The sequence below is a fragment of the Listeria cornellensis FSL F6-0969 genome, from assembly GCF_000525855.1.
GTDB classification, from domain to species: Bacteria; Bacillota; Bacilli; order Lactobacillales; family Listeriaceae; genus Listeria_A; species Listeria_A cornellensis.
Window position 1 is genome coordinate 1 of record NZ_AODE01000005.1, and the last position, 12,407, is coordinate 12,407.

Below are 12,407 nucleotides of genomic sequence, written 5' to 3' on the forward strand. Positions count from 1 at the left end.
CGATGCCGATGCCGATGCGGATGCTGACGCCGATGCCGATGCCGATGCCGATGCCGACGCCGATGCAGACGCTGACGCGGATGCCGATGCCGACGGGGACATTGATTGGATGAACTATATTGTCGATAGACCGCTTATCAATCCTGTTCATGAAGGTGATACGTTTATCCGTGGCGATGGGATCTATGATGATGCACCTAGTCCTATCAATAGCTTGATTCAACGAGCTCAGGCTTTAGCTCCGGAACTTCCAGAAGGAACGGATTTGGAGTTAACGCTACAACTTCCAGATGGTACTATTATTGGTGATGTAACGTTAGATGACGACGGGGATTATGTTGTCAATGTCTCTGGTCATAAGTTAGATGCTGGTGATATTATTACGGCGTATCTAACAGCAACTAGAGGAGAAACTACTAAAACTAGCGCTATTGCTTCAACGGAGGTACTTCCTTTAGTCGATGATGCTGATGGTGATACAGATCCTAATACGCCAATCAATACAGGAACTGGTGGTACAGGTGGAACTGGCGGTACTGGTTCGGTGATTGTGCCTATTAGTACAGGTGGTACGGGAACTGGAACGACGAGTATGATAAGTGCGGATACTTCCTCGTCTGGCTCTGACGGCTCATCGTTACCGTCTACTGGTGATGAAAATTCTACTACTGCGCAATGGTTCGGTGCTGGATTGCTCGCGTTAGCTGGTGGTTTCTTACTAAGATTGTTTAGAAGAAAGCCGCAAGAATAATTCGATTTTTTCACGCTAAGTAACAATACTAGGCCTCCTTATTTTTCGGAATAGGGGGGCTATATAAGGAGTGGATGGCTATGCAAAGTGTGGATGCTGTTTTGGAAATTAAAAAAGCTATTGAAAACGAGGCAAAACAAGTCGGGACTATGAGTTGGCTCGGAAATTGGAAAGTCTTCCTATCACTGGAACATTCTACAAAACGCGCGACGGTTATCAATTACAGCAATGCGTCACTTGACTATATTTTTAAGCAACTTAGAAAAGAAACAGATAAACATACTGCTAATTTTAAAATTGACGTGGCTTATCAGTTCAAGGCAATGCTTTTTTCGGAATGGAACGATATGGCGCTACATACGAAGAAGAATTATTGCCGTCTCGGTGTTTCATTTGATAAAGGGTTCCACACGGCTTTGTTGGAGCAAGAGGTCAATGGAAATGCAATGATACAGCCAAAAGAAACTGGTTTGGCGCTGAATGTGGAGAACTTGAATCGTTATTTGATACAGTCGCATAAGGAACATGGCAAATTAGAAATAGAGGCGAATTCCGAAGTGATTGTTTTTGATACGATTGGGTTTTACTTTGATGGAGATACTGTTTTGCCACTTTACCGTGGGGAGCTAAATCATGGGCGACGCATCATTTCACAATTGGAGCCTTCAGAAGTGGAGGAGCTCATCCGGAAATCTGGCGCGTATTTGGCAGATCAGGTTGGTGCGGATGGTGAATTTATCTATGGTTACTTCTCTTGTTTTGATAAGAAAATAAAACATTATAATAGTCTGCGTCATGCGAGCTCCACGTATTCGATGCTGGAGTCGTATGAAGTGTCTGGCGAACCAAAGATTTTGCGAGCTGCTGAGAAAGCACTCCGTTTTCTGGCGATTGATCTGATTCGTGAGCAGGAAAGCCGTGCATATGTCATTGAGCGCGATAACAATGAAATGAAGTTAGGCGCGAATGCAGCGGCAATCTTGGCTTTTTCAAAATATATGCAGGTGACTGAAAATAATAGCTATTTAGCGCTTTCTCAAAAGCTTGCGCATGCGATTTGTGACCAGCAGCAGGAGGATGGCCGGTTTATTCATGTTCTTGAATACCCAACGCTTGCAGTAAAAGACGCTTTTCGGATTATCTATTATGATGGAGAAGCTGTTTTGGGCTTGCTGCGTTTATATGAACTCGATCGCGATTCACGTTGGCTGGACGTTGCAACGAAGGCGTTTGATCATTTTATTAAAAACGAATACTGGAAAAATCATGATCATTGGCTCAGCTATTGTACGAATGAAATAACGAAATACTTACCGGAAGACCGCTATTTTGAATTTGGTCTAAAAAATGCTTTCGGGCGCCTGGACTTTATTTATGATCGCGCAACGACATTCCCGACATTCCTGGAGCTGACTGTGGCAACGCATGATATGTGCGAACGGATTGAAGCGGAAAACAAAGCTTATTTGCTCGAAGGCTTTCATCGTGAAAAATTAGAGCGCACCATCGAAAAACGCGCGGACTATCAACTGAATGGTTTTTTCTATCCAGAACTGGCAATGTATTACAAAAATCCAGCACGTATTCTGCACAGTTTCTTTATTCGCCACCATTCGTTCCGCGTTCGCATTGACGATGTCGAACATAATATTTCTGGTTACTGTCGCTATTTACACCGAATCACAGCAGCTGTTCCAGAAAAAAAAAGAAAGAAAAAATGCAGCTGTAAAGAAAAAACACTTTACAAACAAATCCTTTACTGGTAATATATATACTTGTGTAAGACTTTATGGAGGTGTATATATAAATGGCAGTTAAAATTCGTTTAAAACGTATGGGTTCTAACAAGAAACCTTTCTACCGTATTCAAGTTGCAGATTCTCGTTCTCCTCGTGATGGCCGTTCAATCGAAACAGTGGGTACATACAATCCACTTTTGAACCCAGCAGAAGTGAAAATCGACGAAGAAGCAGTTTTAAAATGGATGCATAATGGTGCGAAACCATCTGACACAGTTCGTAACTTGTTGTCAAATGAAGGCATTATGGAAAAATTCCACAATTCAAAACTAGGTAAGTAATAGAGGTCATGGCTATGGAGGATTTAATTCTAACCATCGTAAAGCCTCTCGTTGATCATCAAGATGACGTAGTTGTCTCGGTGGAAGAGAGTGCTACAAGCCTTCTTTATAAGTTATCAGTAAACAAAGATGATATGGGCCGTGTGATAGGCAAGCAGGGACGGATCGCGAAATCGATTCGTACGCTTGTCTACGCGTCAGGCAACCGTAGCGAGAAGAAAGTGCGTCTCGAAATCATTGAATGACCACCTACATTAATTTGTGAGGTGGTTTTTTGTTGGAGCTGTTTGAACAAAGTGAATTACAGCTCCAATATGCATGCGAGCGAAGCGAGCAGGTAATCCTCTCTGGAGCGGAGTATTGGATACAGACATAGACTTATAGGTGAATAATGATTGATTTTCTGTGATATCGCTTTTCGTGCCTCTGGTCTAGCTTTAACGGCCACAAAAAGCAAGAGCGGCTTTTTCCTGCGGCCGCTCCAGTTTTTTTCGGAGCTGAGCGGGCCGTTTCAGCTCTTCATCGGATCCAGCTTCGGAAGCCAGACCCTCGAAATTTTCGTGGTCTCCGCAAAAACCAAAAACGGGTTTTCACGGAGACCCTAACAAATTTTTTCGGGTCTAACGGGCTTCCTCAGCTCTTCATATGTTACAATAAAACAAACACCCCAACGGATAAAGGAGCGTGCCTCATGAAAATTATCCAAAAAGTCACTGTGAAACAAATTCTTACGGAAAAAAGTAAGGAGAAATTATTTCAATTCTACTTAGAACAACGGCAAACGTTACAAAAAGAAAGTGATCAACTCCATTTTGAACAAAAAAAAGATGGAACACAAAAATAAGTTTAATCAAGAATCGGTGAATAGTTACTTTGCAAAAGAAATTGAAATGCGACACGAGAAAGTAAAAAGGATTGAATTCCAAGTCGAGCAGCTCGAAATTTTACCGATTGGAAGTGAAATCAAAGAGCGTGAATTGGAGGCAATCCTAGACGTCGCGGTTGGCGATGCTTGGGACGAGACCATTTTTGCGAAAACGATTGTCGTGAAAGATGATGTTATACTAGAAATACGCTAGAGGTGAAAGCATGGAACAGATGTTTAATGTAGGAAAAGTAGTGAATACACACGGTTTAATGGGAGAGATTCGCGTTATTTCGCAGACGGATTTTGCGGATGAGCGCTTTGTCCCTGGAAATGAGTTATTTTTATTCGCAAAAGGTAGCAAGAAGCCTGAAAAACTGATTATCAAGACGCATCGGAAACATAAGAATTTTGACTTGTTGACGTTTGAGGGGATTATTGGTATCAATAACGTCGAGCGAATGAGGGACGGGATACTGAAAGTGCCGGAATCGCAGCTTGGTGATTTGGAGGAAAACGAATATTACTTCCACGAGATTATTGGATGTGAGGTGTATACGGAAGAAGGCGACTTGCTCGGAACGATTAGTGAAATCTTGACGCCTGGCGCGAATGACGTTTGGGTTGTGCAGATGAAGGGCCAGAAAGACAAGTTAATTCCATATATCGCGGATGTCGTGCAGTCGGTCAATATCAAGGATCAAAAAATCACGATTTCTGTCATGGAAGGATTGTTTGACTAAATGAAAATGGATGTTTTGTCGATTTTTCCAACGATGTTTGATGGCATGACGGGGAATTCGATTATAAAAAAAAACAATTGAAAAAGGACTCGTGGATGTTTCTATTACAGACTTTCGGGAATATGCAGAAGGAAAGCATCAAACGGTCGATGATTACCCGTATGGCGGCGGCGCTGGGATGCTTTTGAAGGCACAACCGATTTTCTCAGCAGTGGAAGCGCTACGGGAAAGAACGCCGGATACGAAACCGCGAATTATTTTGATGGATCCAGCTGGCAAACGATTCGACCAGAAATTGGCGGAGGAATTTGCGCAGGAGGAACATTTGATTTTTATTTGTGGGCATTATGAAGGCTATGATGAGCGAATTCGCGAGTTTTTGGTCACGGATGAAGTTTCGATTGGTGATTATATTTTAACGGGTGGCGAAATTGGGGCGATGGCGATGATGGATAGCGTGATTCGTCTGCTTCCAGGAGCGCTTGGGAATGCGGATTCAGCTGTAACGGATTCTTTTTCTACAGGCCTACTTGAGCACCCGCACTACACGCGACCAGCGCAGTTTCGCGATATGGAGGTTCCGGAAGTACTTTTAAATGGGAATCATAAATGGATCGAAGAATGGCGGGAACGTGAGTCATTGCGCCGCACATGGGAACGCCGACCAGACTTACTTGAAAGTTATACTTTATCTGACCAGCAGCAAAAATGGTTGGAGGAGATTCAAAAAGGAGTGGACTAGGCATGGGAATTTTTAAAAATGAAGAGGCTGAAAATCGCGACGACGTATTGAATCGTGACGTGGAATCCGTACTTGTATCGACTGGACCAACAGCAGTAAACCACGATGTTGTACAGGTTGTTTTTGTTCGTAATTACGTGCAAGCGGAGGCAAAAGTGGGCTGGGCCGCGACATCTGATTTTTCAGGAATCGTTCGAGGTTTGCAAGAGCAGGCTCACGAGCTTGGCGGAGACGCGGTACTTAACTGCCATTTCGAGGAGCAGTTCATTCGAGAAGAAGATGGCAAATTACTCATGAGCCAAGTTGGTTATGGCACGGTAGTCATGACGAAAATTACGAGATTTTAGTGGAAGCAATACCGGTTTCTAAATCCCATGTGCCCATTGTAGGGAAAGGGAAGAGGAGACGCGTATCGCCTGCGACTGCTATGCCGCCTTGTGTTTGCAACAAATCACCGACAATCACAGCTTTCGTCCGATTATCAAAAAAAGAAACGGATCCAGGCGTGTGACCTGGCGTCTCAATCACGGATAAGGAGCCAATCATGTCGCCTTCTACGATTGTTTTATCTACCTTAACTGGAAATGTTTTGGGATAGGAACCTTTGATGGGTTTCTGCGCTTCAAATGCATACGGTGCTGGATTTTTGAGTAGTTGCAATTCTCGGTTAGAAATCATAATTTTCGCATCAGGATGAGCTTCTGCAATTCGTTGTAGCGACCCAATATGATCGCCGTGTGCGTGCGTCAAAACAATATACCGGAGCGGTAAACCAATGGCCGCAATCTGCTTTAAAATTTTGTTAGCGCTCATTGGCAAGGCTGTATCAATGAGTGTGAGGAAATCTTCATCTTTAACTAAATAGCAGTTGACCGGAAATAGGAATGGCAATGTGGTGAGTTGTGTGAGGTTATTTTGCGTCACCGTTCTCATCGTTGGAACACGTCCTTTCTTCTTGGAATAGATAGCATCATCATACCATATTTTAGCCATCAAGAAAAAACCCTTTACACACCATGATAAATGTGATAAATTAGATGAGTAACTGGACAGATCCAGTTTTATAACGATGTTCCGCTTCATTACATATGTTGAATGAAAGAATGTCTGTTGGAAGGAGATGAAATGTAATGAATTTGTTAATCAATGAAATTACTAAAAGTCAATTAAATCCAGACGTACCTAGCTTCCGTCCTGGTGATACTGTTCGCCTTCACGTGAAGGTTGTCGAGGGAACTCGCGAACGTATTCAGCTTTTTGAAGGTATTGTAATCAAACGCCGTGGAGCAGGAATCAGCGAAACTTTCACAGTTCGTAAAATCTCTTATAGTGTTGGCGTTGAGCGTACATTCCCTGTACACACACCGCGTATCGCTAAATTAGAAGTATTACGTCGTGGTAAAGTACGTCGTGCGAAATTGTATTACCTACGTGATCTACGTGGTAAAGCAGCTCGTATTAAAGAAATTCGTTAATTATAAAAAGACGGTCGGCATCGCGCTGATCGTTTTTTTTATGTATCGCTTGCAAAAAAAAGAGACAATCGCGTATTCTGATACTATCAAATAATGGAAGGAAGTTAAAACGATGAAAAAGCTCATTCCTTATTTAACAACAGATCACTGTAAAGAAGCAGTTGCCTATTATCACGCCATTTTTGGAGGAGAAATTAAAAATTTTCAAATGTCAGATGGGATTCCCGGTTTTGAACAATATCCGAATAAAGTCCTCCATGCAGAAATCGTCATTAACGAAAATTTGACACTCTATCTCAATGATATTTTCCAAACGCCAGTCACAGAAGGAAATAGCGTCATGCTAGGCTTAGAGTTTGATTCAGAGGAGGAGATTACCAATATCTACACAGCGCTTGCCGAAGAAGGCACAATCGAAATGGAACTCCAAGAAGCTTTCTGGGGCGCCGTACACGCAAAGGTTGTCGATAAATTTGGATTTAGTTGGGAACTGAATTGGGAGAAATGACAAGCAAAGGCTTGAATCCGTTTTATGAGATTCAAGCCTTATATACTATATTTATTGATAGCTATCTAGTATTGGAATAATTTTATCTGCATGATTGTATATATCCAAGACTTCATTGATGTCAATGGTTGTCTTTTCTTCATCATTTAACGTGATAAACTTCCGACTATTATTTACATGTAATCTAAGTATCCATTTGCGTATATTATCGTCTAGTATAATATTGAAGTACGAACGATTATCCCTAAAGAAAATACGACTTGTATCAATCTTATCTTTTAAAAGAAGTTTTACTGTTGTAAATGCTTCCAGTTCTTCGTGTGTTGTTTCAATTTCAACTTCTTCTACTTGGGAGTCTTGCAAAATTTCCTCAACCTCTACGGAAGAACTCACGTTATTGTTTAATGCGGCACTCAACTTGTTGTTTACTTGGTCAGAAATATATTGACGGAAACCGCGCCTTACGACAGGTGTAAACTTATCAATAACGGCTTTTGTCTTCATACCCTCATAGACCTCATTAATGACGAATTTTACAAACTCTTCACTTGGATTATCAATTTCTTGCTCGATGAATTTTTTAATGTGACCTAAATATTTTAAATCGGAGGCATTTTTAGCAATCGCTTCAACATCGAAATTTTCTTTATGAAATTTAATGATTTCAGGAATCTGTACATCTTGTAAATCAGTGAGTGAGAATGTGAAGAAAGGTGTTGGATCCATTTTGTTAGGCGCTTCCAAATCTGTATAAATACGATATTCGTCACCATTTGTCAGTATCCCGAATTTTGCCGATGTTGTACCGAAATACCTGAAAAGTTGCGAATCATGTTTTTTAAGTTTCTCATTAATAGACTTTGCTTCGATTAAAATTAATGGTTTACCGTCAGCTAAAATAGCATAGTCCACTTTTTCACCTTTCTTTATGCCTACATCTGCAATAAATTCTGGCGTGAACTCAAGCGGGTTGAAAACATCATAACCAAGTATTTGAAAAAATGGCATAATCAATGAGGTTTTCGTAGCTTCTTCTGTGATAATCGATTCTTTCAGTTGCGTGATACGGTCTCCAAGTACTTTTACATTTGCGGTAAATTGGTCTTGTTCCATTTTTATTCGCTCCCTATTTCAATCTATTTTCGAAAAGTGCTATGTAAGGCCTCCTTATTCATTATAAAAGATAGTACAATTATATCACGGAATACACATTTTTACATATCTTAGGCGGAGGAGGGAAATAAAATGTATATACTAACAGGTCACAATAATCACATCACCATCGAAAATCAATCTGGCCAACACTTCCAACTAAACGGCGAGCTCATCCGCGGCGGCTTCATCGCAGATCCAACATCCATCCAAAACTGGCACAAAGCAAACGAAATCACGCCAATCTCCCAGCTCGAAAAAGACCAAATCATGACCCAAATCATGCAACAAACGATCCACAGCCCATTCAAAATCCTCTTTGCCGAGCCGGGAATTTGAAAAAGTTTCAGAAAGCTCTTGAAAAGCAGGCCAAACTTTGATATGATAAATCTCGTAGTCGAATGAGTAGGTGATTTGACATATGCAGTCTAGCCGTGGTACAATAACTTCTGGTTAATGAATGACAAGAAAGAAGGAGCATCCCGCTTCTCGCCTCGTAAATGTATTTTTGCAGGCAAAGAATTGGAATTATAGTTCACGTATGATGTATGTGAATTTTCTGATGTGCGGGTTTGTAATGAAACCGGCGCTTTTTTTATGCGTACTTTCACTTGTTATGAGTAATAATTTATGGAGGTGGCTCACCATTAGCAAAGACATGTTGGTAAACGATGGGATTCGTGCACGTGAATTAAGATTGATTGATCAAGACGGCGAACAGCTTGGTGTCAAAACAAAAGCTGAAGCACTTGAAATTGCGGAGAAAGCCAATTTGGATGTTGTTCTAGTTGCCGCGACAGCGAAACCGCCAGTAGCCCGTATTATGGACTATGGTAAATTCCGCTTCGAGCAGCAGAAGAAAGACAAAGAAGCTCGCAAGAATCAAAAGATCATCGTAATGAAGGAAGTTCGTTTAAGTCCTACGATTGACGAACATGATTTCGATACGAAACTACGTAACGCGCGCAAGTTCCTTGAAAAAGGCGATAAAGTAAAATGCTCTATCCGTTTTAAAGGGCGTGCGATTACCCATAAAGAAATCGGTCAGAGAGTGCTTGACCGTTTTGCAAAAGAGTGCGCAGACCTTTGCACAATTGAGCAAAGACCAAAAATGGACGGACGTTCAATGTTCCTAGTCCTAGCACCAATTCAAGAAAAGTAAAGTTCTGAGGAGGAAAAATTCATGCCAAAAATGAAAACTCACCGTGGCTCTGCTAAGCGTTTCAAAAGAACAGGTTCTGGTAAATTAAAACGTTCGCACGGTTACACAAGTCATATGTTCGCAAACAAATCTCAAAAAACAAAAACGTAAACTACGTAAAAGTGCGTTAGTTTCAAAAGGTGACTTCAAGCGTATTCGCCAAATGGTCGCTAAAATGAAATAAGCAAGTTTTAATTCGGAAAAACACAGAATCTTAATTTTTGTGAAAACCCATTAGGAGGTAATTTATATGCCACGCGTAAAAGGCGGAACAGTAACACGCAAACGTCGGAGAAAAGTAATTAAATTAGCGAAGGGCTATTACGGCTCGAAGCATACACTATATAAAGTAGCAAACCAAGCGGTAATGAAATCTTACCAATACGCTTATCGGGATCGTCGTCAAAAGAAACGTGATTTCCGTAAATTATGGATTGCACGTATCAATGCGGCAGCTCGTTTGAATGATCTTTCTTACAGCAAATTCATGCACGGTTTGAAACTCGCCGGTATTGACATGAACCGTAAAATGCTAGCAGATCTTGCAGTGCACGATGAAGCAGCTTTCACGCAAATCGCGACACAAGCAAAAGACGCTTTAGCTAAATAGGAGATACATTGCATAAGCGGTGAACAGAGAATCTGATTCTTGTTCGCCGTTTATTTTTATGCCTAGAAGTGGTTTTGCCAGAAAAATAAGCGTATACTATAGAAGGAAAAGATGTAATTTTCGAGGAGGAACGAAAGATGGATAAACAATTAGAAATGTTGAAAGAGCTTACCGACGCGAAAGGAATCTCAGGAAATGAGCGTGCGGTGCGTGAAGTCTTCAAGCATTACATAGAGCCACTTGCAGACACGTTTGAAACGGACGGGCTTGGCAGTGCAATTGCAACAAAAACAGGAGATGCAAACGGTCCTAAAATCATGATTGCGGGTCATTTGGATGAAGTCGGGTTCATGGTTACACAAATCGATGACAAGGGTTTTATCAAATTCCAAACGATCGGTGGCTGGGTTAGTTCTGTGATGTTAGCGCAGCGTGTAACGATTGTGACGCGTTCTGGGGAAGAGATTACTGGTGTTATCGGTTCGAAACCGCCACATTTGATGAGTGCAGCGGAGCGCCAAAAGGCTTTTGATATAAAAGATATGTTTATCGATGTTGGTGCGGCGGATAAGGATGAGGTCGTGAGTTGGGGCATTAAGCCTGGCGATATGATTGTTCCTGCGTTCGAATTTACTGTGATGAAAAATGAGAAATATCTCCTTGCAAAAGCGTGGGATAACCGGATTGGTCTTGCGATTGCGATTGAAGTGTTGCGCAACTTACAAGGCGAAAAACATCCGAATATCGTCTATGGCGTTGGAACCGTGCAAGAAGAGGTCGGCTTGCGTGGCGCTAAAACGTCGGCATATCAAATCATGCCGGATATCGCATTTGGTGTCGATGTTGGGATTGCGGGCGATACGCCGGGCGTGACGGCGAAAGAAGCAGTCAGCAAAATGGGTGAAGGTCCGCAGATTATTATTTATGATGCGTCGATGATTAGTCATGCGCCATTGCGGAATTTTGTGACAGATGTAGCCGATGAGCTAGAGATTCCTTATCAATTCGAGGCAATTGCTGCTGGTGGGACGGATTCTGGTGCGATTCATTTGACTGGTAATGGGATTCCATCGCTCTCTATCACGATTGCAACGCGTTATATTCACTCGCATACATCAATGTTACATCGTGATGACTTTACGAATGCTGTGACATTGATTACAGAAGTTGTGAAACGTCTAGATGCGGATAAAGTAAAAGAGATTCGTTTAGGTTAAGAGTAGCTTCACTTCAGACGAGCTGGGAGGGTCTACAACAGTGAAATCCGTATTTATTCTTGGCGGAACAGGCTTGATTGGTTACGCCGCAACAAAAGCGTTTTTAGACACGGAGGACTATCGGGTGACGACTTTTTCCTTACCACCAGTACCGGCAGATGGTGTTCTAGATGCGCGAGCCAAACATCATTTTGGTGATATAAATGATATGTCTGACGCTGAAATTGTGAAATTTTTTAAAAGGGCAGGATATTTTTATTTTTGCAGGTGGGGTAAACTCACATTATATTCCGAAAAAGCCGGCGAAAGCGTTTTTCTTTCAGGTCAATGTGGAACCTGTGCAACACTTGGCGCAACTCGCACGGCAGGCTGGGGTATCTCGATTTATTCTCTGTACATCGTTTTATAATTACTTTCATGCGCTATGGCCTGATATGCAGTTGACGGAGCTTCATCCGTATATTTATGCAAGTGTGGAGCAGGAGATGCGTCTGCTGGCTGAGAACGGGAATGGCTTGGAAACGATTGCTCTGCGCTTACCCTATGTTGTGGGGCTAGTTCCTGGCCATGAATCGGCTTGGAAAACGTACGCCAAACGCTTGCAACGCAGGGAGTTTCCACTTTACGTTGATCAGCATAACAAGGCGACAGGGGGATCGTGCTATATGACCGCAAAGCAGGTTGGACAGGCGCTTGTTGGAGCAGCCAATGATGAGGTCGCACCGAAAAGTTATACGCTAGGTTGGCGAAATATCTCAAATGAGGCTTTTTTGATGAAAGCCAAATGTGCATTGCAATCCGATATACAGATTAAGACGTTGACATTTCGCGAATTTCAAGCAGTGGCAAGAAAAGAGGCGCACGAGATTGAATTAACTGGTCGTGAGGCAGGATTTGAACCAGTGGCGTACACAGAACTGCTCGCTCGTGCCCTTTACGTGGATCCAATCGAGGCGTTAGATGTGCTTGATTACCATACAGACAATGTAGAAAAAGCGATTCAAGAAGTTTTCACGACTTTATAACGCAAAAACGATGATGCCTAGATTGCGCATCATCGTTT

Annotated in this window: 16 protein-coding genes, 3 pseudogenes and 1 other annotated feature; of the genes and pseudogenes, 17 read left to right on the forward strand and 2 right to left on the reverse strand. The window is 42.0% G+C overall.

Annotated features, from left to right (window positions below; all coding sequences use genetic code 11):
* The 8 genes and pseudogenes from PCORN_RS01690 to PCORN_RS01725 all read left to right on the forward strand — a co-directional run.
* Nucleotides 1-751: LPXTG cell wall anchor domain-containing protein (locus tag PCORN_RS01690; protein ID WP_036077021.1), on the forward strand; the 751-nt coding region annotated here is incomplete at its 5' end.
* An 80-nt stretch (nucleotides 752-831) separates the two neighbouring features.
* Nucleotides 832-2,517, forward strand: coding sequence for a poly(glycerol-phosphate) alpha-glucosyltransferase (locus tag PCORN_RS01695; RefSeq protein ID WP_420912009.1), 1,686 nt, complete (start codon nucleotides 832-834; stop codon nucleotides 2,515-2,517).
* 41 nt (nucleotides 2,518-2,558) lie between these two features.
* The gene (gene rpsP / locus PCORN_RS01700; protein ID WP_036077025.1) at nucleotides 2,559-2,831 is read left to right on the forward strand and encodes a 30S ribosomal protein S16; all 273 of its coding nucleotides are present in this window, start codon (nucleotides 2,559-2,561) and stop codon (nucleotides 2,829-2,831) included.
* 14 nt (nucleotides 2,832-2,845) lie between these two features.
* Nucleotides 2,846-3,076, forward strand: a complete 231-nt coding sequence (locus PCORN_RS01705) for a KH domain-containing protein (protein ID WP_036072758.1) — start codon at nucleotides 2,846-2,848, stop codon at nucleotides 3,074-3,076.
* A gap of 446 nt (nucleotides 3,077-3,522) precedes the next feature.
* Nucleotides 3,523-3,910, forward strand: a pseudogene (locus PCORN_RS01710) (YlqD family protein).
* 10 nt (nucleotides 3,911-3,920) lie between these two features.
* The gene (gene rimM / locus PCORN_RS01715; protein WP_036077028.1) at nucleotides 3,921-4,439 is read left to right on the forward strand and encodes a ribosome maturation factor RimM; all 519 of its coding nucleotides are present in this window, start codon (nucleotides 3,921-3,923) and stop codon (nucleotides 4,437-4,439) included.
* A pseudogene (trmD, locus tag PCORN_RS01720) lies at nucleotides 4,440-5,181 on the forward strand (tRNA (guanosine(37)-N1)-methyltransferase TrmD). It abuts the gene before it with no gap.
* Between the two features lie 2 nt (nucleotides 5,182-5,183).
* Nucleotides 5,184-5,528, forward strand: a complete 345-nt coding sequence (locus PCORN_RS01725) for a hypothetical protein (RefSeq protein ID WP_036077031.1) — start codon at nucleotides 5,184-5,186, stop codon at nucleotides 5,526-5,528.
* Here the strand turns inward: PCORN_RS01725 and PCORN_RS01730 are convergent.
* Nucleotides 5,515-6,174, reverse strand: a complete 660-nt coding sequence (locus PCORN_RS01730) for an MBL fold metallo-hydrolase (protein ID WP_065520105.1) — start codon at nucleotides 6,172-6,174, stop codon at nucleotides 5,515-5,517. The genes PCORN_RS01725 and PCORN_RS01730 overlap by 14 nt on opposite strands.
* A gap of 137 nt (nucleotides 6,175-6,311) precedes the next feature.
* Here PCORN_RS01730 and rplS point away from each other — a divergent pair, with 137 nt between their 5' ends.
* Nucleotides 6,312-6,656: a 50S ribosomal protein L19 gene (rplS, locus tag PCORN_RS01735; RefSeq protein ID WP_036077033.1), complete on the forward strand. Its 345-nt coding sequence runs from the start codon at nucleotides 6,312-6,314 to the stop codon at nucleotides 6,654-6,656.
* A gap of 112 nt (nucleotides 6,657-6,768) precedes the next feature.
* A complete protein-coding gene (locus PCORN_RS01740) occupies nucleotides 6,769-7,164 on the forward strand; it encodes a VOC family protein (RefSeq protein WP_036077036.1) in 396 nt (131 codons plus the stop codon).
* Between the two features lie 51 nt (nucleotides 7,165-7,215).
* Here the strand turns inward: PCORN_RS01740 and PCORN_RS01745 are convergent, their stop codons facing one another.
* Nucleotides 7,216-8,277 (reverse strand): type I restriction endonuclease, encoded by a 1,062-nt coding sequence (locus PCORN_RS01745; RefSeq protein ID WP_036077038.1) that lies wholly within the window; start codon nucleotides 8,275-8,277, stop codon nucleotides 7,216-7,218.
* Nucleotides 8,278-8,409: 132 nt separating this feature from the next.
* Between PCORN_RS01745 and PCORN_RS01750 the strand changes: the two genes are divergently transcribed.
* From PCORN_RS01750 to PCORN_RS01780, 7 genes and pseudogenes are all read left to right on the forward strand, one after another.
* On the forward strand, nucleotides 8,410-8,655 hold the full coding sequence (locus tag PCORN_RS01750; RefSeq protein ID WP_036077040.1) for a hypothetical protein: 246 nt from the start codon (nucleotides 8,410-8,412) through the stop codon (nucleotides 8,653-8,655).
* A gap of 124 nt (nucleotides 8,656-8,779) precedes the next feature.
* Nucleotides 8,780-8,918: a sequence feature (ribosomal protein L20 leader region), on the forward strand.
* Between the two features lie 44 nt (nucleotides 8,919-8,962).
* Nucleotides 8,963-9,478: a translation initiation factor IF-3 gene (infC, locus tag PCORN_RS01755; RefSeq protein WP_149024216.1), complete on the forward strand. Its 516-nt coding sequence runs from the start codon at nucleotides 8,963-8,965 to the stop codon at nucleotides 9,476-9,478.
* Between the two features lie 21 nt (nucleotides 9,479-9,499).
* Nucleotides 9,500-9,701 (forward strand): annotated as a pseudogene (gene rpmI / locus PCORN_RS01760) (50S ribosomal protein L35).
* A 66-nt stretch (nucleotides 9,702-9,767) separates the two neighbouring features.
* Nucleotides 9,768-10,127 carry a 50S ribosomal protein L20 gene (gene rplT / locus PCORN_RS01765; RefSeq protein WP_036062116.1) on the forward strand — a complete coding sequence of 120 codons (360 nt, stop codon included), beginning with the start codon at nucleotides 9,768-9,770 and terminating at the stop codon, nucleotides 10,125-10,127.
* Nucleotides 10,128-10,264: 137 nt separating this feature from the next.
* Nucleotides 10,265-11,344, forward strand: coding sequence for a M42 family metallopeptidase (locus PCORN_RS01770; RefSeq protein ID WP_036077044.1), 1,080 nt, complete (start codon nucleotides 10,265-10,267; stop codon nucleotides 11,342-11,344).
* Nucleotides 11,345-11,384: 40 nt separating this feature from the next.
* Nucleotides 11,385-11,753: a hypothetical protein gene (locus PCORN_RS01775; protein ID WP_036077046.1), complete on the forward strand. Its 369-nt coding sequence runs from the start codon at nucleotides 11,385-11,387 to the stop codon at nucleotides 11,751-11,753.
* Nucleotides 11,692-12,369: an NAD-dependent epimerase/dehydratase family protein gene (locus PCORN_RS01780; RefSeq protein ID WP_149024211.1), complete on the forward strand. Its 678-nt coding sequence runs from the start codon at nucleotides 11,692-11,694 to the stop codon at nucleotides 12,367-12,369. Before PCORN_RS01775 ends, PCORN_RS01780 begins: the two co-directional genes overlap by 62 nt.
* Nucleotides 12,370-12,407 lie beyond the last annotated feature (38 nt).